Source organism: Paenibacillus lautus NBRC 15380 (assembly GCF_004000945.1).
Classification (GTDB): Bacteria; Bacillota; Bacilli; order Paenibacillales; family Paenibacillaceae; genus Paenibacillus_AQ; species Paenibacillus_AQ lautus.
Genome location: NZ_BIMF01000009.1, coordinates 54,391 through 74,232 on the forward strand (window position 1 = coordinate 54,391; position 19,842 = coordinate 74,232).

The window sequence follows — 19,842 nt, forward strand, 5'->3', positions numbered from 1 at the left end:
TTTCCATATTTATGTTATATTTGTCAATCACTCTTATGTCCGTACACAGAATCACTTTTTGCGCCAAGCGGGTTCATAGACCGACTTAGGAGGAGGAAACTGATGAATCCAGTTAATGATCCGGGTCGATATCCACTGGCATACAACTGCAAGGATAATAATTTTCCAATCGATCACATAGGCAGTGAAGGCGAATATGATTCCATTCATCCAGAACAATGAGGTACCGGGGTTGATTCTTTTATACTTATAAATGGCTAAGGCAACATAACCGATTCCCCCGTTCGATACCCTCTGCTTTATGAGGATGGCGACACCTGTTCCGAGAATAACCGAGCCGAATAGAAGATCGATCCATACGTTGCCGAACGGGGGTTCTAAGAACACCTCGAAGAAATTAACGGAAACGGACGTCACCGTTATAACAAATATGGTCCCGAAGGCACTGACACCGTCAAGATAAGGGACTGTAAAGGCGAGGAAAATAAAATTGGCCAGCCACAGTCCGAGACTCATTGGGATCTCGAACGCATGGTTCAGAAGCACCGCGATCCCAGCTCCTCCCCCCGAAGGAATGGCGTGAGGAAACAAGAACATGGCCATGGCAAAACCTTGAATGATGGAGCCGGCGGTAATGAAGAAGAGTTTCTTAGAAATATGACGCAAGAAAAAGGGGTTCTTTCGCCCGGGTATGATCTGTAAATTCACACGGAATCATCCTTCATAGATTAGAGTAACAAGCCAGTCCTGCTTTTTTAGTGTATGCTTGTTCCCTGAAGGGGATTCCGGGATAGATCTCATTAACGAAAATATGTATAGGCTGACTCTGGAGATCTCCATAGACAGCCCTCTAGTATTTATCATTCTCTTGTGGTTTGGTCTATGTTTAAATCACGTAACAAAATCCATCTGTATGTTTCTCTCTCACCCCGAGTTCAAACGTATCTTGACGAAGTCCCCGGCGCATCGTTTCAAGGGAAAGCACTTCGGTGGGTTGGATATTTCCCAAATGTACATTCGATCCAAATTTTTGGAGAAGCATCGCTTGCTGCTGCTTAAGAGGTGCCTCCCAAATCAGCTTCCTTGCATCCGACACGTTGTCGATGATATTATTTATCATTTCTTCCTGGCACTCGCCATGCTTATCGAAAATACCGATACCTAGTCCGGACTCGCGAGCTTCAACGATTATAAACTCGGCGCCTACGTCTAAATCCGCTTCCATCGTATACGCGAGCATTTCGGCGTCGATGTAGGAACCGGATTGTTTCTTACCATATTCCGTAAAGACCCGAAGTCCGCGTTGTTTACCTTCCCGGATGAGTTCCGTTCGTTTTTTTCGAGAGATCTCAATCGTGCCGTCAGATACTTCTATAGCGTTAAATCCAAGACGGCAAACGGTATTAAAAAATGCGGGGACGGCATCTTGCTGCACGGCTGTCTCAAGCAAGGTCCCGCCGGGCATGACCGTGATTCCATGTTGTTTGGCTAAATTGATCTTGTATAGCAGCATTTCCGTTTTATACAGCGGAGCCGTCCCAAAACCGAATTTGACGCAATCGATGTAATCCGAGGCTGTTTCGATCACATCTGAAAACATGTTCCTACCCAGGCCTTTATCAATAACCATCGTCATCCCGCGTTCCATGACCCCGTAGGTGTCGTGGTCTTTTTTGCCGTGTTCGGGATTTTCGCGCAGCCCGCTCGGATCACATATTTCCATGGGCCAAACTGTTCGCAGGGAACTGTTCATTCTAGGATCTCCTCAATTCTTTTTGATTTAGTCGTTTAATCCAATGACATTGGCATAATATGCTCATACCCATTGACAGGTGCCCATCTTTTGTCATAAGGGATTTGTCCGGTCATCCGATCTGCCGAGGCGGCTTAATCAAAAAGAACACCAAACCTAAAGTAATCAAGGATAGTGAAGATACTGTTATAAAAACAACATGGTCCGATTTATCCATCATCCACCCGAACAAGGGTGGCCCTGCGGCAACCCCCAAAAATCGCAAGCTATTATAGAGGGACGTAATCATTCCTCGCTCACTTTTCTCAACAGCGCCGGTAATCATCGTATTTAAGCAAGGAAGAAGCATTCCGGTTCCAATGCAGCTGACTGTCAGCAGCCCGATAAACATGTAAATGTTCTTAAAAAAGAAAAGTGTAGCCGCCAGAGAAAGGGTCATGGCAATCAGCCCGATATTCATCAGCCAACGAATCAGCAGACCATTTTTCTTGATCAAGCTTCCGGTCGTATAGGAAGTGATCACCATCCCGAGTAATGGAATCGCCAAAATCAAGCCCTTCATGACCCCGTCAATGTTGTAAGGCTTGTCTTCAAGAATGTTGGATAAATAAAATAGTACGCCAAACAAAATGAATAGCCCTAGCGAACCGGCAAAAAAAGCAGTGATGAGCCAGCGGCCTTTTTCTTTAAAAATGTCTCTGATTTTTCCAAGGTATTTCCTTAGTTCTTGCTTTGAATGTTGTTTCGATTCTTTGATCATAAAAATGACGGCCAGTAACGATAGTGCACAGAACACGGGAAATGCGAAGAAGGAAGCATACCATACGATCAGCATAAGCAAGGAGCCGATGATCGGGCTGAGTACCTTGCCCGCGCCATTGGAGGCTTCGATTAGGCCCAGTGCCTTGCTTTCTGTCCCGCCATCGTATAAATCGCCGACGAGCGCCATGGCAATCGGTGCTGTTCCGGCTGCCGCTAGCCCCTGAATCGCCCTCGCAGTAATAATCACCCCAAAAGAGTTCCAAATAGCACCGAATCCTGCCAGAATACCGGCACCTCCATATATGATCAAGGCGGGGATAATAATAATTTTGCGTCCAAATCGATCGGACAAATAACCAATAATCGGAATAAACAAGCCTGCTGCCAAGGAGAAAATCGTAATGATCAAGCTGCTTTGGAATTTACTGATACCCAGTTCCCTTTGCATTTCAGGAAGCCCCGGGACGAGCATGGAATTGCCGAAAACGAGCACGATCGGGATCGTCGCCAGTGCGATAAATTCCCACACTTGACCCTTTGACCCCTTTGAAGATTTTGATTTTCCGGAAGATTCGCTGTCTTTTGTCTCCGCGGAGTCGGTCTGCAGGTCGATATCGCTATGAAAGCTGATATTCAGTTTTCGCTTTTTGGTCTTTTCCATGGTATCGCTCCTCGGACTTGAAATTCGTATAAAACAGGACATGTTCTTGATTTGTACATGCTTCCTAATTATCACCACATCCGGATTTAATATTCCCTCATTGCTGCCGAATCCTTAGAGGATTTGAGCACTCCTTGGATTTGGGCCAATATACTGTTACTAACATACCCCCACTATGCCGGGTGAAAGGGGATACTACATGCCGATAAAGATTATTCAAGGACACCATCATACGTTGGACGCATCACACATCAATGTTGTAATTGATGTCATAAGGGCTTTTACCGTAGCGCACTATGCCTTTATCCATGGGGTACAGGGTATCATTCTGGCTGGAACTCTGGACGACGCCTTGCGCCTAAAGAAAATCTATCCTGACTTTTTATTAGCGGGAGAGATACAGGGACTGCCGATTCCGGGGTTTGAGCTGGATAATTCGCCTGTACGTTTACACAACTTTGATCTTCGGGAGAAATATCTGATCCAGAAGACAACAAATGGAGTTACAGCAACCCTAAACGCGCTGAGCACCGAGCACCTTTTTGTTACCGGGTTCACAAATGCAAGAACAACCGCAGCGTTTATAAAGAGGAACTTATTAAAAGACGATGACATGATGATTAATTTAATTGCTTCGCATCCGTCAGGGGATGATGATCTTGCCTGCGCACAATATATATCGGAGATTCTCCAAGACACTAACCGTATAACTGCCGAGGACACCATGGAACGGATTCGAAAGTCGGAAGCCGCCGAGAAATTTTACGATCATGAAAAACCGGAATTTTTACAGGAGGATATTTCGTTTTGCATCCAAGAGATCCCTTCCGACTTTGTAATGAAAGTGAATCTGAATAAAAACCATCCGTTGATTGAAAGGTTCCAGGTGGCGGTCTTTAATCACTGATTATGATAGATACCGCTTGTGAGTTCTGGTTCTTCATCATAAGGGTATAATTTACATTGATAAAAGAACGAATGTTCGCATATAATACAAACAAACGTTCCCGTCAATGAGGTGGTTAATGATGTTGAGTATTGGGTTGAAACCAGATGAAACCCAACTGGTGAAGGATTATATTTTATTACCCCTTTTACTTGATGTGTTAGAGCATGACCGTTCGATCCTATGTAGAGCAGATTTAAAGACTCTAGAGCTAACGAATGCGATCATCGACCATTTGCAGGCAGCCGCATTGTCCGATTTAGCTCAGGCTCGTAGAAAAATGCGTGAATATGCCATTAAGGTTTACGAGGATCGAAAAACAAAGCTTGGGATTGAGGTTGAATTCATCTGTAGAGGGTATCATCACAAGCTGTCCATACTGTGGGGGCTGATTGAGGCAGAGATCGAGCAGAGATCGTACACCTACCTGGGGCTGAAAATCGCAGATAAGGGGAGTCCGTTGTGAAATCATCTAACCGAGTGATCATGTTAGGGGATTGCCAGTCCTTTTATGCATCTGTTGAGAAAGCAGACCACCCAGAGTATAAAGATCGCCCTTTGGTCGTTGCAGGGGATCCGGAAAGACGTTCAGGCATCGTGCTGGCTGCTTGTCCGCTTGCTAAAGAAAAAGGAATAACGACGGCAGAGCGATTAGGGGAGGCGCTGTCAAAGTGTCCGGATCTGGTCGTCATCAAACCCAGGATGCAGAAGTATATTGACGTTTCGATGCAAATCACGGAGATATACAAGAGTTATACCGATTTAGTTGAGCCTTACAGTATCGACGAGCAGTTTCTAGACGTTACCGGTTCGCTGCATCTATTCGGCACACCCGATGAGTTAGCCCAAACCATTCAGCGTCATATCCTGGATGCTACGGGTGTTTACGCCCGCTTCGGCATCGGTGAAACCAAAATCCTTGCTAAAACGGCCTGTGATAACTACGCCAAGAAAAATCCGTCCGGCATCTACACTTTGTCCAAGGACTCGCTTGCGGATACCCTTTGGAAACTGCCCGTTAGCTGTATGTTTATGGCCGGCAGCAAGATGACCCGCCACTTTAACGTCATGGGGCTGCCCACGATCGGCAGCGTGGCTCAGACGCCTCTTGCTAAATTGAAGCAGATGATGCGCCGTAAATTCGGTAAAAATTCCGATATTTCAGCCGAGATGTACTGGCGAATTGCCAACGGAATCGATGATAGCCCGGTAAGGCCAGGTACGCACCAGGTTGACCCTAAATCGGTTGGACACATGATGACCCTCCCTCGGGATTATACCAAGCTGGAAGAAATCAAGGTCGTGCTGCTGGAGCTGACGGAGTTGGTTTGCCAGCGATGCCGCGGTCTTGGTTTTATGGGGCATGTGGTGTCGGTCGGTTGTATGGGAGCCGACTTTGATCGCCCCACGGGATTTAGCCGACAGATGAAAATGGAGGATCCATCGAATATTACGAATCAGGTTTACCGCTGGGCATGCCGGCTGCTTGAAACGTATTGGGACGGCCTGCCGATTCGGCGGGTCGGTATTAGCTTGTCACAGTTTTCCCCGGACACGGAATACCAATTGTCATTGTTTGATACCGGACGGGAGCGGTCGATGGCACTTGAACGGGTGACCGATGCCCTGAAAAATAAATACGGGAATTCGATTGTGATCCGAGCCGTATCCAAAACGGACGCAGGTCAAGCGCTGGATCGATCAGCCAAGATAGGAGGACACTATAAATGACAACACGAAAAAAGCTTGAGGGCAATGGGCTATGGGAATCCAGTCGGATGATGCTGCCGGAACACAAAGAAACCATCATTCGCAGGCAACTGGAAGAAGGCCGGAAAGGCCGGCCGACGCTGGATCCGCAAGAAATGGAATTAATCGAGGGGGCGCTCGCCGAGTCATTTCATGAACACCGTATGATTACCGTAAGGCTATTCGATGAATATGAGGACACGGAATTGACAGGAATTGTCGTGCTGATCCACACGTTTAGACGGGAGATCAAACTATCCATGGCCGAAGAGGAATCGCGTTGGATTAAAATTGATGAGATCATTTCAGCAGGATCATGATAAAACTAAACCCCCAGTGAGATAACGCATCATAAATACCTCTGATCTCGATCAGAGGTATTTATGTTCCTACACATTTGATCCAGAAAAGAATCGATGAGACTATATAGCTGGATACCGTATCCATTGTAATGAATATATGAATTATAATTATTCCTTAAGTGCAATCACGATGGACCCTGCAAATAAATCCGGAGTGAGCAAAAGGCCTTGTTCAGAAGTTTTGGCAACCGCTCCTATGACTGATTCTACTTCATTCATGTTTCTCAGCATAAGCTTCCATGGCTTGCCCTTTCCTTCCGCAGAAATCTTCACTATGCTGCCCATTCTTTCTACGCTGACATAAAGCTCTTCCACTGCTTTTGCATTATACACGGTCGCTTGCGCAGTCGCTCCATCCTGCAATTCGAACAAGTGAAGTTGCACATTGTCAGCATAATCATAGTCCGGGCGACGGTCATTTTGACCGATGGCGATCAAGCTGTTTTCCCTTACAAAGAGCGGCAGGCTGAAGTAATCATACGTCTCAGTGTACCACTGTCCGCCTGCTCTTTTTTCACCTGTGAGAAGATGCGTCCAGCTCCCTTTAGGTAGATAGTATCGCCCTGTACCCTGGTCGTTAAAAATAGGAGCGATTAAGATGGATTCACCTAGCATATACTGCAGATCAAGCGGGGCACAGTTCGGATCATCCGTAAATTCCAGTACCATGGATCTCATGATTGGAAGTCCGCTATTCGTTGTGTCCACGGATGCAGCGTAAAGATAAGGCATCAACGTGCTTTTCAGTTTCGTAAAATAACGGAGTACGTCCACCGATTCCTCATCGAACAGCCAAGGCACGCGGTATGATTCATTCCCGTGTAGACGGCTGTGGGATGACATCAGGCCAAAAGCAGACCAACGTTTGTACAAGTCCGGGGTTGCCGTTTGCTCAAAGCCACTGATATCATGGCTCCAGAATCCGAAGCCGCTCATCCCGAGAGACAACCCGCCGCGAAGCGTCTCCGCCATGGAGACATAGGTAGCGGAACAGTCGCCGCCCCAGTGAACCGGGAACTGCTGGCCGCCGGCCGTAGCGGAACGGGCAAACAACATCGCTTCATTATTACCGCGGGATTCTTCGAGCGCCTCGAATACGGTCTTATTATATAAGTGGGTGTAGTAATTATGCATTTTAACCGGATCGGAACCGTCATGGTAGACGACATTCGTCGGAATCCGCTCACCGAAATCTGTCTTGAAGCTGTCCACGCCCATATCAACGAGCTCAATAAGTTTGTCCTTATACCATCGAACCGCAGCCGGATTGGTAAAATCGACGAGTCCCATCCCCGACTGCCAGCGATCCCACTGCCATACGCTACCGTCCTTATTTTTAACGAGATAGCCGTTCTTCTTCCCTTCGTGAAACAGATAGGATTTTTGCCCGATATAAGGATTGATCCAGACACAGATTGAAAGCCCCTTGCTCTTAAGCCGGTCCAACATTCCTTGCGGGTCGGGGAACACATCCTCATCCCATTTAAAATCGCACCACTGGAATTCCTTCATCCAGAAGCAGTCGAAATGGAATACACGCAGTGGAATATCCCTCTCTATCATCCCGTCGACAAAGCTGTTCACCGTTGCTTCATCATAGTTAGTCGTAAACGAGGTTGTCAGCCACAAGCCGAAAGACCATGCAGGCGGAAGCGCCGGTTTTCCCGTAAGCGCGGTGTAATTGCCCAGCACTTCTTTCATCGAGTCTCCGCCAATGATGTAATATTTTAGGCTTTCTCCCGGAACGCTGAACTGTACCTTGGACACATTTTCGGATGCCACCTCGTAAGAGACGCGTTCCGGATGGTCAACGAAGATGCCATAACCGTAATTGGACAGATAGAATGGTACATTTTTATATGCCTGCTCACTGGATGTGCCCCCGTCCTCGTTCCACATATCAACCGCTTGGCCGTTTTTGACAAAGGGAGTGAATCGCTCGCCAAGTCCATAAATGTACTCGCCGATTCCGAGATCAAGCTGCTCCCTCATGTAAACGTCAGGCTGAAGCATGGATTTAATGTAAGCAGGTCCTTTGTAGCCTGTACCGGTCAGTCTTCGCTCTCCATAGCTATAGTCCACTTTCCAGCCGTGTTCAAGATCGATGCTTGCGCTAAGCTGACCGCTTGTCAAACGTGCGATGCCGTTATCTTTAGCAATATCAATCACCGGGTTCTCTTCTTTATTGATGTGGAACTTAGGGTATACCTCATCGACATCGTTATGAATGTATTCCACGCAAATGACGTTCTTCATGGGTGAACTGTACCGAACCGTAAGGAGCGTTGTATTCAATGTATGTCCTTTATGTTCGATTTTTTTAGTTGATGCATATACGGTAAAGGAGTCTTCCTTCAACTCGATATCACGAATTTCCACGGGATACAGTACATTTAAACCTGATCTTACGTGCCAGTAACCGTCTGTAAATTTCATATATATATTCTCCTATCTCTCTCTGGTTTATAGTTCTTATCTTTGAATGAGGTTAGTTGCTTTCGTTCTTATTTAGTCTTTCATTGAACCTGCTACAATACCGCCCACAACATAACGCTGCAGTGCCACGAAAATAATGATGATCGGGAGCGCCGCAATCGTGGCTACTGCCATCAAATTATTCCATTCGGTTCCGTACTGGCCGATAAACCGGTACAAGCCAAGCGTCAGTGGACGAATGCTGTCATCGGTCGTCAGTGTCAGTGCGAAGACGAAATCACCCCATCCGAAAAGGAAACAGAATACGGCAACCGTCATCATGCTTGGCACCACTAGCGGAAGCATAATTCGTGCAAAAGCCGTAAATCGATTACAGCCGTCAATAGAAGCGGCCTCTTCCAGCCCTTTCGGAAGCGCCATGAAAGCAGGTCTCAGAATGAGGACGGCGAATGGGAGCGCGTGAATCATATCCGCAAGAATAAGCCCCACATAGCTGTCGATCAGTTGGAACTTGGAAAACATGATGAACAATGGCATGGCCATTGTAATCCCTGGCAGCATTTGAATCGCTAGCAGTAAAATCATGATGATCGATTTCCCTTTGACACTCAGTCTCGCGAGTGCATATGCGCCCGGGACTGCGAACAAAAGGGTCAGGATCATCGTACCAATCGCCACAATGAAGCTGTTGCCGATATATCGGAGCATGTCCTGGTTCTTGAGAAAATTATCGACATACGCCTGGAAGGTCGAATTCAGCAGCCCGAATTTAGGCGGGGTTGAGAACAGGTCCGTAATCGGCGTAAGCGAGGTTTTGATCATCCAATAAACAGGAAACAGAAATAGCGCCGTAATAATAATCGATACCAGGGTCAGCAGATACGTTTTTCGAAATGGCATTTGCATCATTATTGAGTCTCCTCCTTACTGGTCATGCGCAGGTAGAAGACGGCAAGCACAATCAGAATGATGAACATAATCATGGATACGGCTGCCCCCTGGCTGAACTCGAATTTTAAGAAAGATAGCTGGTATGCGTAGATCGGCAGCACATTCGATGAGTTAACCGGACCGCCGGCTGTCATGATAAAGATCAGGTCGAAAACTTTAAACGTATTAATGATACCGAGCATAAGTAGGATCAGAATCGTCGGTTTCATCAGCGGAAGCGTAATGTGTCTGAATTGTTTCAAACGGCTAGCGCCGTCCAGTCTTGCAGCTTCATACAACTGCTCCGGCATGCCCTGAAGACCAGTGAGCAGGATGATCATGTTGAACGGGATCCCGATCCAAATGTTTGCAATGATGGTCGACAACAGCGACGTACCGTTATCACTGAGCCAGCTGTGCGGCTCATTAATGAACCCAAGCCATTGCAGCACGTAGTTGACTACCCCGTAGTCCCCGTTCAACATCCATTGGAAGACCGAAGCGGTAATGACCACCGGCAGCATCCATGCCAGCAGCATGAGTGATCGCATCAGGTTCCGCCCTGGGAATTTACGGTTAAAGAACAGCGCCAATGCAAATCCGATACCAAACTGAAAGACCAGACTGAGCACGGTAAACACAAGCGAGTTACGCAAAGCGGTATAGAATACCGGATCTTTAAAGGTACTCGCGTAATTTTCAAATCCGGCAAAATGATGCTCTTTCTTGAAGTTGTAGACATTCACGTCCTGAAGACTCAGTGTAATGTTGTATACAATCGGAAACAGGACGAACACAAGCATAAACAGGATGATCGGCAGAATGAATATATAATTGGTCCACGTTGAAAATAATTTGGATCCAGATTGGCGCTTAACCGAGGGCATCGTATTGGGCTCCATCCCAGATTCCTCCCTTCTGATATTAGGATTCATGTTAAACCCTTAATTCTCTTGTTGTTCATTAAGCAATTCATGAATGACGGCACTTGCACTCTTCTGCGCCGCCTCAGGTGTTTTCGCCCCGGTCAGAGACTCCTGCAGCATCGTCTGGATGGCTTCGGAGATGCTCGCATAGTTCGGTCCGTAAGCTCTCGCTCTCGATCCGAGCATGCTGTCGGCAAATACCTTCATGTTCTCATCTTCCTGCCAAAATGGATCCTTCAACAGGTCTCCGCGGCTCGGCAGGCGCCCGTTGGTCTGAAGAAGCTCCTTCAGCCGGTCCGGCTCATTCGCAAACTGAATGACATCAAATGCAATCTCTTTATGTTTAGATGCTTCGGATATGGCCCAGTTCTCGCCGCCCAGCACCGTTACGGATTGTTCATCCGCAGGCAGCTCTACGATGCCCCAGTTCACTTTCGAATTTTCTTTCAGGAATGGAATTTGCCACGTTCCATTGACCATCATGGCCAGCTTGCCTGCGGCAAATTGAGTTGCGGTGTCAGCCTGCTTCTGCGCCACGACATCTCTGGACATGTAACCTGCATTCACCATGTCCGTCATCATCGTTAGCGCTTTCAAAGTTCCGGGTGAGTCAAAATCGATAATGTCTGCACCTGCTTGCAGCATAAACGGGAGGAATTGAAAGGTTCCCTCTTCGGTTTTCACAGCACTTACAGCAAAACCGAATACATCACCCTGCGTTAGCTCTTTTGCTGTACTTTGCAGCTCTTCCCAGTTTGTAGGCGGTTTCAATCCTGCCTGCTCAAAGTAGTCCTTGTTATAGTACAGTGCCAAATTGTTGCTTCCCACAGGGACGCCGTAGTTTCGGCCGTCATAGACCGTGGAAGACCACGGTCCTTCTATATACTGATCCGCCTGCCCCCAAGCTTCGACTTCCTCTGTGACATCTGCAAGAACTCCAGCAGCTGCGAAAGTCTGATGATCGGCACTGTCGATCCATAGAATATCTGGTCCCTGATTGCCAATGGACCCGAGTAGCAGCTTTGTTTTGATATCGGAGTAAGAGACATACGTTCTCTGAATATCTACATTCGGATGGGCTGTTTCATATTCAGCGATGATTTTGTTAATGGCATTCACGCTTCCATCCGTTGTCATGGTATCCCACCAAGTGATGGTCTGCTTCTTGCCGGAATCCCTGGATTCCGAGCCGGCAGAGCATGCTGTAAGCAGGAGGATCGTCGTAAAAAGTACTGATAGCGCCTTCATTTTCTTGTTCATAGGTACGCTCCCCTCTTTGTATGTGAGTCCGATTTTGCTTCCATACTTTCTCTTTTAGTTTTTTTGCCTCACCTCTCTCACTGTGAGCTATCCTATTTTATAAAATTGCTATGAATTTTCAAAAAATGATGTACGTACATCATTTTGTTCCGCGAGGAGTCCCCCTCCTCTAAGTTATGCATACCAAACTAGTTTCCTCTACTAAATGTAATACCTTGCGTTTTCCTTGATTACTAGCTCTAGCTTTGTAATGTTTTCCTTTACATTGATCCGCTCACCGTAGGCAAGGTAACCAAAAAGTGTTTTGATTGCCAAATACCCCTGGTTTACGGGGTCTTGGCAGATCGTGGCGGTGACGACATCCCGTTGCAGATCATCATAAATTTCTTCCGTTATATCATGACCAATGAGTGCCTTCTTGCCGGCAAGCCCTAACTGTTCCAAATGTTTCCCAACGGCATGAAGCTTTGCGCTCGTCACATAGACTGCATCAACTTGATCAAAAAAGGATTCGAAAATCGAAGCGCTATCGTACTCTTCTTGCTTCAGCTTCAGCAACTGTGTTAATTCCACTCGATAATCAGCGATCACCTCGCGAAAGCCCATAATTTTCTGCTGTAGCTGGAATGTAGTCGCTGACGGCTCGGAAGATGCGTCAGACGTAATGAGGCCAAACTTCGCATCTGGTCCTGTTATTTTGCAGAGCATATTTGCAGCAAGTCTTCCGGCAATGCGATAATCGCATCCCACATAAAACAACCGTTTGCTGAGCGGTGAATCGTTGTTGAACGTGCAGATCGCGATCCCGGCTTCTATGCCTCGATCGATGAGGTCTGCCATTTCCTCCGAGTCATTCGGCGAAATCGCAATAGCATCGAAAGCCTTAGAAGCAATGATATCCTCAACGACTTGCTTCTGCTTCTCCATATCATACTTTTCCGATTTGAACAGCTCGACATACAGCCCATAGTCTCGCAATTCTTCATATGCGACATTTACACCTTTCTCGACCTGCCACCAAAAGTAGTCAGGTAGTTCGGGAAATACGACTGCTATGGACAGTTCTTTCTTCCGGGAAAGGAAGCTCGCCGATTTATTAGGCGTATAATTCATCTCATTCAATTTGTCCATGACCTTGCGATAGGTCTCTGGCTTCACATTTCCCCTATTATTGAGAACCCTGTCAACGGTCGCCACAGAGATACCAATGCGCTGAGAGATTTCCTTTAATGTCAAACGTTTCATGTCGTTCATATTTCGCCTCAATTTTGTACTCGCTTTCATCATAGATCCAACAAAAGCAATTTTAATGTATTGATCATAACGCCCGTTTTGTTGGGTGTCAATCACGAATTGAAGTAAATTGTAATTTAATGATGTTCGTACATCATATTAATTCGGATCAATGGTGCAATTTGAAACGAATTTTACTTTTTGAGTACTACAAAAAGACGGACTACCATTGTCCGTCTTTCATAATCGATAAATTGCCGATTAATACGGCTAAAAGCCCGGGAAGGATCGGGTACCCGGTCGGCGCGGCTATTTCTTCAAAGCGTTCCACGCCTTAAAACCGTCCTTTCTTCTTCGCTAAATTGCATGTTCATTTCTCTTTCCGAGAAATCCACTTCCGTGAGAGCCATAGGAAGATAGTCTGATCTGCTCAGAGGTTTTTGTTGTTTAAGTACATTTTTCTGATATCCAATTTAACTAAGCCTCAAAAAATTCTGTCCCCGTTTCATCCCCAAATCAGTGATTGCTGACCAACCATGTTCTGTCAATCCTCTGCCAATAAATCTTTCGAATCTAACGTTTGTTGACTATAGTATCAAGTTTGTTATCTGGAAGCATCGAATCTTCCTCTTATACAATGAAACTAACAAATGCACGACAAGCGAAATAACACCGTAAGGAGTGACAAACATGAGCTCTAAAGCCGAATCAAAAGAAAAACGAAAGCGCTTACGAATGCGCTGGCACAAGCAGGATACGGAACTAACCCTCTTGGCGTTGCCGACCACGGTTTGGTACATCCTGTTTAGTTTCTTACCGATGTTCGGGATCATTATCGCCTTCAAAAATTTTAGGATCAGCGGCGGCTTTTTGAGCAATGTGTTTAACAGTCCATGGGTCGGCTTCAAAAACTTCGAATTCTTGTTCAAATCGAATGACGCTTGGATCATTATTCGAAACACGATTGGATACAACATGGTGTTTATCGTGTTAGGAATTGTTCTGCCCGTTCTATTCGCGATTATGATCGGACTCCTCCATAGCCGCAAAGCGAGCAAAGTCTATCAGACGATGATGTTCCTCCCCTATTTCCTCTCCTGGGTAGTCGTATCTGCGGTAGGCTGGGCTTTCTTAAGCTTCGATAAAGGGATTGTCAATCAAATGCTCGTCAGTATGGGCAGCGATCCTATTAACTGGTATATGGAGCCGAAATACTGGCCATTGTTTTTGATTCTCTTAAATGTCTGGAAGGGCCTGGGATATGGTATGGTCATTTATTTGGCAACCATCACGAGCATTGACAGCACCTATTATGAAGCAGCTGTTATTGATGGCGCTTCGATTTGGCAGCAGACGAGATTCATTACATTACCCATGCTCAAGCTAGTGATCGTCATGATGTTCATACTGGCCGTCGGGCGCATATTTTACACGGATTTCGGCTTGTTCTTTCAGGTCACGCGAGATTCCAATTCGCTGTTCAACGTGGCGACCACCATCGATGTCATGGTGTATAAACAACTGAAAACCGCCACCGTAGGGATGGCATCAGCAGCCGCATTTGTACAGTCTGTTCTGGGATGCGCAACGATTCTGATCGCTAACTGGATTGTTCGCAGAATCGATCCGGATAGCGCGATGATGTAAGGAGGCAAGACGATGACACCAAAAACCACTTACGAGACGGGCCTTGAGAAGTTCAACCGTACAAACAAAGCCGTCAACCTGTTCTTCAACCTGATATTTATCATCTTGGCGCTGCTCTGCGTCATACCCGTAGTTGTTGTTCTATCCATTTCCTTTTCCAGTGAGGAGTCCATCCGTGAGACCGGATATCACCTGCTCCCGGTTGCTTTGTCGGCTGAGGCTTACGTCTATATCGTCAAGCAGGGAACGATGATTCTGCGAGCGCTTGGGGTATCCGCCCTCGTTACCGTGGTCGGTACCGTGCTCGGCGTATTGCTCACCGCTTCCATGGGTTACGTGCTCTCTCGCCCAAACTACAAGCTCAGGGGCTTTCTGACCTGGGTGGTATTCATCCCCATGGTATTCAACGGCGGCTTGGTGTCCAGCTACTTCATTAATACGAATTTGCTAGGGCTAAAAGATAGCGTCTGGGCTCTTATACTACCGCTCGCTGTTTCATCGTTCAACGTGATCATATGTAAAACCTTCTTCAAGAGCACGATACCCGATGGGCTGATCGAATCTGCTGAAATCGATGGCGCAAGCCAGTTGCGAATCTTCTTCTCTATCATTCTGCCAATCTCATTGCCGGTCATCGCAACCATCGGACTATTTCTCTGCTTTGCTTACTGGAATGACTGGTTCCAATCGATGCTCTATATCGACAACCAGAACCTGTATTCCCTGCAAGCACTGCTCAACAGCTTAATGAGTAATGTAGACGCACTCGCGAAGAATGCAGCAAGTATGGGCGTCAGCTACGCCATGCTCGTCGCCACGATGCCGAAGGAATCTGCCCGTATGGCTGTCGCCATTCTCATCGTTCTGCCTGTAGCATTCGCTTACCCTTTCTTCCAGAAATATTTTATTTCCGGGCTAACGGTCGGCGCTGTGAAGGGCTAATTGGGAAATAAGCCAAGCAAAACTTGGTTTATGATAAATCACGCTGTACAACACGTAAGCGATTTAACTTCAATAAGGGGGAATTGGAAATGAAGAGAGCTTTTAAGTTCATCTCTACTCTGTGCGTAATGGTACTCATGTTGACCGCTTTAGCAGCCTGCGGCGGCTCGAAGTCTCCAGCTGCGACGGATGGATCTGCGGAGACAACGGACACACCGAAGGAGAACACCGAAACAAGCAAAGATATCCCGACGTTGACCTGGTGGACCATCGGCGGCCAGGTGCCGAACAATTTCAGCAAAGCGGTTGATGCCATGAATGCCTACACGGCCGAGAAAATTGGCGTGAAGGTCGACATCAAGGTAGCAAGCTGGGGCGAATGGGACACCAAAATGAACACCATCGTGAATACCGGCGAACCATTTGACATCATGTTCACGAACAGCGGTAAATACAGCAAGCAAGTGGCTATGGGCGCGTTTGCCGATATTACGGATCTGGTTCAGAGCGAAACGCCCGACTTGTATAAACTGATTCCCGAGAAGGTATGGGAAGGTACAAAAATCGGCGGCAAATATTATTCCGTTCCGACTTACAAGGATTCCGCGCTGACGCAGTACTGGGTATTCGATGATAAGTATGTGCAAAAGTACAATATTGATATCAACAATATCAAAACGCTGCAGGATCTGGATAAACCTCTCCGTGACATGAAGGCCGGCGAAGGCAAAAGCTTCTATCCGCTGCCGATGACGCAAGGCGAAGGCTTGAACGGCTTCTTTAACGACTATGACGATTTAACCCTGGGCTTCCCTCCCATCGGCGTAAAAGCGGACGATGCATCACGCACGGTGGTCTCTGTACTCGAGCAGCCTGATGTTATGGCAAATCTGAAGCTGCTGCATCAATGGTACCAGGATGGCATCATCAACCCGGATGCTCCGACAAAAACGGAGAACGACAAAGGCAGACCATTCTTTGCAGCCCAGGCATTCCCGGGAGCCGAAGTCAGCTGGCAAATCAATGATGCCGTTGAAAAGTACGATATGGTTCAGCATTATGGACCTATTTATACAACCAGTACGATTCAAGGCTCGCTCAACGCGATTTCGGCCAATTCCAAATATAAGAAGGAAGCTTTGAAATACCTTGAATTAGTGAATACGGATCCCAAACTTCGCAATATGCTGGCCTTCGGCGAATTAGGCGTAGACTACAACAATGTCGATGGCGAAAAGGTGATTCAGCGTACATCCGATACTTGGCCCCTGGCAGCCTACACCCAAGGCACATTCTTCAATTTGGCGGTGACCAAAGGCGCTCCTGAAGATCAATGGGAACAGGTTAAAAAGCTGAACGATGCAGCGACCTCTTCTACGATCCTAGGTTTTGCGCTGGACATCACCGATCTTCAGACCGAAGTGGCGAACTGCCAAGCCGTATGGGATAAATACAAATATGAACTGATCACAGGCGCATCCGATCCGGAGAAAATGGTGCCGAAGATTACGGCTGAATTAAAGTCAGCCGGCATGGACACGATTATGCAGGCTGCCCAAGAGCAAATCAACAATTACTTCAAGTAAGATTACAATCAAGCGCATCCCTTAATGAGGCTCTCTTAAGGGGTGCTTTTTCCTTACGATCTATGAAGCCAGGCATTAATCGTGTTAAATTGAGATTAGCAACACTTGTTTCAACGACCTGCTGCAATCGAGGTGTCGTATGGGCTCTTTTTTACAAATCAAAATTTATCGTCACAAGTTTATTGCCTATGTCATCTTCGTCGTGGCCATCGGACTCACGCTGGGTACGCTGACCTGTGCCATGCTGCTGAATCAATGGGTTGGCAATGCCCGTATCGAGGCGGCGAATGCCTTCTCGCGTGTAGAGAATGAGCTGCAGTATGATGCCGACCGCATCGAGGCTTACATGCAGCGAATGTATTCCAATCCCGGTCTGATGGATGATGCTCGCAGCTTTTTAAGCAGCAGTGCTGAGGGATACTTAACCAGCAGGCTGCAGAACAGCCAATTCTCACAGCCGCTGGTTTCTTTTCCGGAGGATGTTAAGACCTATCTGTACAGCTGGGCGCAAGGTGAAATCACCCAGATAAGCACGCATACCAACAAGTATGGCAATGTCGTCCGTTTTAATGATAATGGAATTGCAAGCTTTACCTTCGGGCTTCCGAATACGGATGAAGCTTTTCGCGACACCCTGATGAAGGGATTCGTATATCGCAAGAAACTGTCGGATCCAACGTCTGGTTCCCAGGAATTCGGAGAGCTGCGCTTCTTGGTCAGCAGTGAGCAAGTCTTTAAATCCGTTCAAAGCTTTCGATTGGGGAATGCGGCTGCCGTCAGCCCTTCCGGTGAAATATATTTGATCGGTAACGAACAGGACCTGGACCTGGAGGAAGTATCCCGACTAGCCGCGGCGAATGGACGCAGTCACGGTATTATTTCTAAAGGTGTTTTGAAACATATCTTTTTTGTCTCCTTTCCATCCACCAAGTTTAATTTCAAATTCGTCAGCATCATCGATTTATCCATGCTCATTCGTCAGCATGCCGGAATGCTGATCACCATCTTTCTGATCATATTGGCGGCCATGATTAGTGTGCTTCTGCTCATTGCATACAATATGCGAGATGATGCCCTCTTCCTGCGCCGTATCATTCAATCGATTGGACGCGTGAAGATGGCCAATTTTACGCCTAACCGCCCTGCCCGTTACCGTCGGAATGAATACGGCATGATCGCCCGGGAATTGGACGATATGATTCAGCAGCTGGATAAGCATATCCGTAATGAATATCTGTTAAAGATCAAACAGCAGGAAACTGAAATGAAAGCGCTTCAACACCAAATCAACCCTCATTTTTTATACAACACGTTAGAGGTTATCCGCTCCACTGCTCTTGTCAATCAGGACAGGGACACCGCCGACGCCATAGCAACGCTGGGGACGCTCTATCGCGACATCGTCAAAAAGGAAAATATCATTTCGATTGCAAGCGAGCTGGAATTGCTGCAGAAGTACTTGGAGATTATGGAGTTTAAGTATCCCGAGCGCTTTTATTATCAAGTCAATGTAGAGCCGGCGCTGCTCTTCATCCCTACCGTGAAATTCTGGATGCAGCCTTTGGCTGAGAATTTTTTCATCCATGGCTTTAACGCGAATCATGAGTTTAATTTGTACGTCGTTAATGGCTTTGAAGCTGAAGACGGTTATGTTCTGGAGTTCGTGGACAACGGACGCGGGATTCCTCCGGATCGTTTACATACCGTTCGAAGCACACTGTCTAACCATGATGAACCTTCTTCCCATAGTATCGGGCTGCGCAACGTATATACGCGCCTTCACTTTTTCTATGGTGACGGCTTTTCGATCGAGATTGCGAATAATGAGGAAGCTGGAGTCAACATTTCCGTGCGGATTTCAAAAGAGGTGATTGAACATGTACAAACTGATGATTGTGGATGACGAACCTCAGATTTTGGAGGGAATGAAGCGAATCCTGGATTGGAAACAATACGGATTTGGTCGGATCGAAACCTGCGAATCCACGGAGGAAGCCATGTCCAAAGGGGTGGACCTGCTGCCGGATGTCGCCATATTCGATGTCTGCATTGGCAAGGAGCTTGGATATGAAGCGATCCGCAGGCTGAACGAATTTCAAATTCCTACGAAATATATCATTATGAGCGGCTATAGTGAATTTACATATGCCCAGGAAGCCATTCGCTGTGGCGTCAAAGACTATCTGCTCAAGCCTGTCGAACGCACCAAGCTGCAGCAAGTGATTGAGAAGATCATCGTCGAAGATCTGGGCGGTTCGATCGGTAACAGAAACGGCGAAAGCCTGAACAAGGACCCGGTATTAGGTGTAAGCTATGACAGCTTATCCAAGCTGGTCAACCGCATCCTGCTGATGATCAGGACAGAGTATGCTCAGAATATCACCTTGAAATCCGTGGCGGAGCGTTTCCAGATGAACAGCACCTACCTTGGACAATTGTTTCTTAAAGAAACCGCCATGAAGTTTTCCGAATACCTTATGGCTTACCGCATGCTTCTTGCACAAGAACGAATTCAATCGACAGATGAGAAGATTTCCTACATCGCATTTTCCGTCGGCTACAACAATCTCAACTATTTCTATACGCACTTTCACAGCTTTTTCCGAAAATCTCCTTCTGAACTGCGGGGAAAAGGTTAACAACAAACGC

Annotated in this window: 17 protein-coding genes; 9 read left to right on the forward strand and 8 right to left on the reverse strand. The window is 46.8% G+C overall.

The window, feature by feature from the left end:
* Positions 1-51 precede the first annotated feature (51 nt).
* The 3 genes from PLA01S_RS16910 to PLA01S_RS16920 form a co-directional block, all read right to left on the reverse strand.
* Positions 52-708, reverse strand: coding sequence for a YitT family protein (locus PLA01S_RS16910; RefSeq protein WP_371860426.1), 657 nt, complete (start codon positions 706-708; stop codon positions 52-54).
* A 178-nt stretch (positions 709-886) separates the two neighbouring features.
* Entirely contained in the window at positions 887-1,753 is an 867-nt protein-coding gene (gene comA, locus PLA01S_RS16915) for a phosphosulfolactate synthase (protein WP_127593243.1), read from the reverse strand.
* Positions 1,754-1,865: 112 nt separating this feature from the next.
* On the reverse strand, positions 1,866-3,176 hold the full coding sequence (locus PLA01S_RS16920) for an MFS transporter (protein ID WP_127593244.1): 1,311 nt from the start codon (positions 3,174-3,176) through the stop codon (positions 1,866-1,868).
* 199 nt (positions 3,177-3,375) lie between these two features.
* Here PLA01S_RS16920 and PLA01S_RS16925 point away from each other — a divergent pair, with 199 nt between their 5' ends.
* The 4 genes from PLA01S_RS16925 to PLA01S_RS16940 all read left to right on the forward strand — a co-directional run bounded on the left by PLA01S_RS16925 (position 3,376) and on the right by PLA01S_RS16940 (position 6,191).
* Positions 3,376-4,083, forward strand: coding sequence for a 2-phosphosulfolactate phosphatase (locus PLA01S_RS16925; protein ID WP_127593245.1), 708 nt, complete (start codon positions 3,376-3,378; stop codon positions 4,081-4,083).
* 121 nt (positions 4,084-4,204) lie between these two features.
* Positions 4,205-4,588 (forward strand): YhjD family protein, encoded by a 384-nt coding sequence (locus tag PLA01S_RS16930; RefSeq protein ID WP_127593361.1) that lies wholly within the window; start codon positions 4,205-4,207, stop codon positions 4,586-4,588.
* Positions 4,585-5,853, forward strand: a complete 1,269-nt coding sequence (locus PLA01S_RS16935; protein ID WP_246059625.1) for a DNA polymerase IV — start codon at positions 4,585-4,587, stop codon at positions 5,851-5,853. The genes PLA01S_RS16930 and PLA01S_RS16935 overlap by 4 nt, the downstream gene beginning before the upstream one ends.
* Positions 5,850-6,191, forward strand: coding sequence for a YolD-like family protein (locus tag PLA01S_RS16940; protein WP_127593246.1), 342 nt, complete (start codon positions 5,850-5,852; stop codon positions 6,189-6,191). The genes PLA01S_RS16935 and PLA01S_RS16940 overlap by 4 nt, the downstream gene beginning before the upstream one ends.
* Positions 6,192-6,341: 150 nt before the next feature.
* Here the strand turns inward: PLA01S_RS16940 and yicI are convergent, their stop codons facing one another.
* The 5 genes from yicI to PLA01S_RS16965 all read right to left on the reverse strand — a co-directional run bounded on the left by yicI (position 6,342) and on the right by PLA01S_RS16965 (position 13,135).
* Complete coding sequence (gene yicI, locus PLA01S_RS16945; protein ID WP_127593247.1) at positions 6,342-8,669, reverse strand: alpha-xylosidase; 2,328 nt, start codon at positions 8,667-8,669, stop codon at positions 6,342-6,344.
* A gap of 72 nt (positions 8,670-8,741) precedes the next feature.
* Complete coding sequence (locus tag PLA01S_RS16950; RefSeq protein WP_127593248.1) at positions 8,742-9,578, reverse strand: carbohydrate ABC transporter permease; 837 nt, start codon at positions 9,576-9,578, stop codon at positions 8,742-8,744.
* Positions 9,578-10,501, reverse strand: a complete 924-nt coding sequence (locus tag PLA01S_RS16955; protein WP_127593249.1) for a carbohydrate ABC transporter permease — start codon at positions 10,499-10,501, stop codon at positions 9,578-9,580. Before PLA01S_RS16955 ends, PLA01S_RS16950 begins: the two co-directional genes overlap by 1 nt.
* Positions 10,502-10,543: 42 nt before the next feature.
* A complete protein-coding gene (locus tag PLA01S_RS16960; protein ID WP_127593250.1) occupies positions 10,544-11,785 on the reverse strand; it encodes a sugar ABC transporter substrate-binding protein in 1,242 nt (413 codons plus the stop codon).
* 201 nt (positions 11,786-11,986) lie between these two features.
* Complete coding sequence (locus PLA01S_RS16965) at positions 11,987-13,135, reverse strand: substrate-binding domain-containing protein (RefSeq protein WP_127593251.1); 1,149 nt, start codon at positions 13,133-13,135, stop codon at positions 11,987-11,989.
* A gap of 573 nt (positions 13,136-13,708) precedes the next feature.
* On the opposite strand from PLA01S_RS16965, the gene PLA01S_RS16970 reads away from it, so the two are divergent.
* The 5 genes from PLA01S_RS16970 to PLA01S_RS16990 all read left to right on the forward strand — a co-directional run bounded on the left by PLA01S_RS16970 (position 13,709) and on the right by PLA01S_RS16990 (position 19,832).
* A complete protein-coding gene (locus PLA01S_RS16970; protein WP_127593252.1) occupies positions 13,709-14,665 on the forward strand; it encodes an ABC transporter permease in 957 nt (318 codons plus the stop codon).
* Positions 14,666-14,677: 12 nt separating this feature from the next.
* On the forward strand, positions 14,678-15,607 hold the full coding sequence (locus tag PLA01S_RS16975) for a carbohydrate ABC transporter permease (protein WP_100538722.1): 930 nt from the start codon (positions 14,678-14,680) through the stop codon (positions 15,605-15,607).
* An 89-nt stretch (positions 15,608-15,696) separates the two neighbouring features.
* Positions 15,697-17,193 (forward strand): ABC transporter substrate-binding protein, encoded by a 1,497-nt coding sequence (locus PLA01S_RS16980; protein WP_127593253.1) that lies wholly within the window; start codon positions 15,697-15,699, stop codon positions 17,191-17,193.
* Positions 17,194-17,332: 139 nt separating this feature from the next.
* A complete protein-coding gene (locus PLA01S_RS16985) occupies positions 17,333-19,096 on the forward strand; it encodes a sensor histidine kinase (RefSeq protein ID WP_127593254.1) in 1,764 nt (587 codons plus the stop codon).
* A complete protein-coding gene (locus tag PLA01S_RS16990; protein WP_127593255.1) occupies positions 19,071-19,832 on the forward strand; it encodes a response regulator transcription factor in 762 nt (253 codons plus the stop codon). Before PLA01S_RS16985 ends, PLA01S_RS16990 begins: the two co-directional genes overlap by 26 nt.
* Positions 19,833-19,842: the final 10 nt, after the last annotated feature.

Bases quoted from the DNA above. Each gene is read 5' to 3' on its own strand.
- PLA01S_RS16985 (WP_127593254.1), top strand. From the start codon at position 17,333: ATGGGCTCTTTTTTACAAATCAAAATTTATCGTCACAAGTTTATTGCC.
- PLA01S_RS16970 (WP_127593252.1), top strand. From the start codon at position 13,709: ATGAGCTCTAAAGCCGAATCAAAAGAAAAACGAAAGCGCTTACGAATG.
- PLA01S_RS16980 (WP_127593253.1), top strand. From the start codon at position 15,697: ATGAAGAGAGCTTTTAAGTTCATCTCTACTCTGTGCGTAATGGTACTC.
- PLA01S_RS16930 (WP_127593361.1), top strand. From the start codon at position 4,205: ATGTTGAGTATTGGGTTGAAACCAGATGAAACCCAACTGGTGAAGGAT.
- PLA01S_RS16925 (WP_127593245.1), top strand. From the start codon at position 3,376: ATGCCGATAAAGATTATTCAAGGACACCATCATACGTTGGACGCATCA.
- PLA01S_RS16950 (WP_127593248.1), bottom strand. From the start codon at position 9,578: ATGATGCAAATGCCATTTCGAAAAACGTATCTGCTGACCCTGGTATCG.
- PLA01S_RS16990 (WP_127593255.1), top strand. From the start codon at position 19,071: ATGTACAAACTGATGATTGTGGATGACGAACCTCAGATTTTGGAGGGA.
- PLA01S_RS16960 (WP_127593250.1), bottom strand. From the start codon at position 11,785: ATGAACAAGAAAATGAAGGCGCTATCAGTACTTTTTACGACGATCCTC.
- PLA01S_RS16920 (WP_127593244.1), bottom strand. From the start codon at position 3,176: ATGGAAAAGACCAAAAAGCGAAAACTGAATATCAGCTTTCATAGCGAT.
- PLA01S_RS16955 (WP_127593249.1), bottom strand. From the start codon at position 10,501: ATGGAGCCCAATACGATGCCCTCGGTTAAGCGCCAATCTGGATCCAAA.
- PLA01S_RS16940 (WP_127593246.1), top strand. From the start codon at position 5,850: ATGACAACACGAAAAAAGCTTGAGGGCAATGGGCTATGGGAATCCAGT.
- yicI (WP_127593247.1), bottom strand. From the start codon at position 8,669: ATGAAATTTACAGACGGTTACTGGCACGTAAGATCAGGTTTAAATGTA.
- comA (WP_127593243.1), bottom strand. From the start codon at position 1,753: ATGAACAGTTCCCTGCGAACAGTTTGGCCCATGGAAATATGTGATCCG.
- PLA01S_RS16975 (WP_100538722.1), top strand. From the start codon at position 14,678: ATGACACCAAAAACCACTTACGAGACGGGCCTTGAGAAGTTCAACCGT.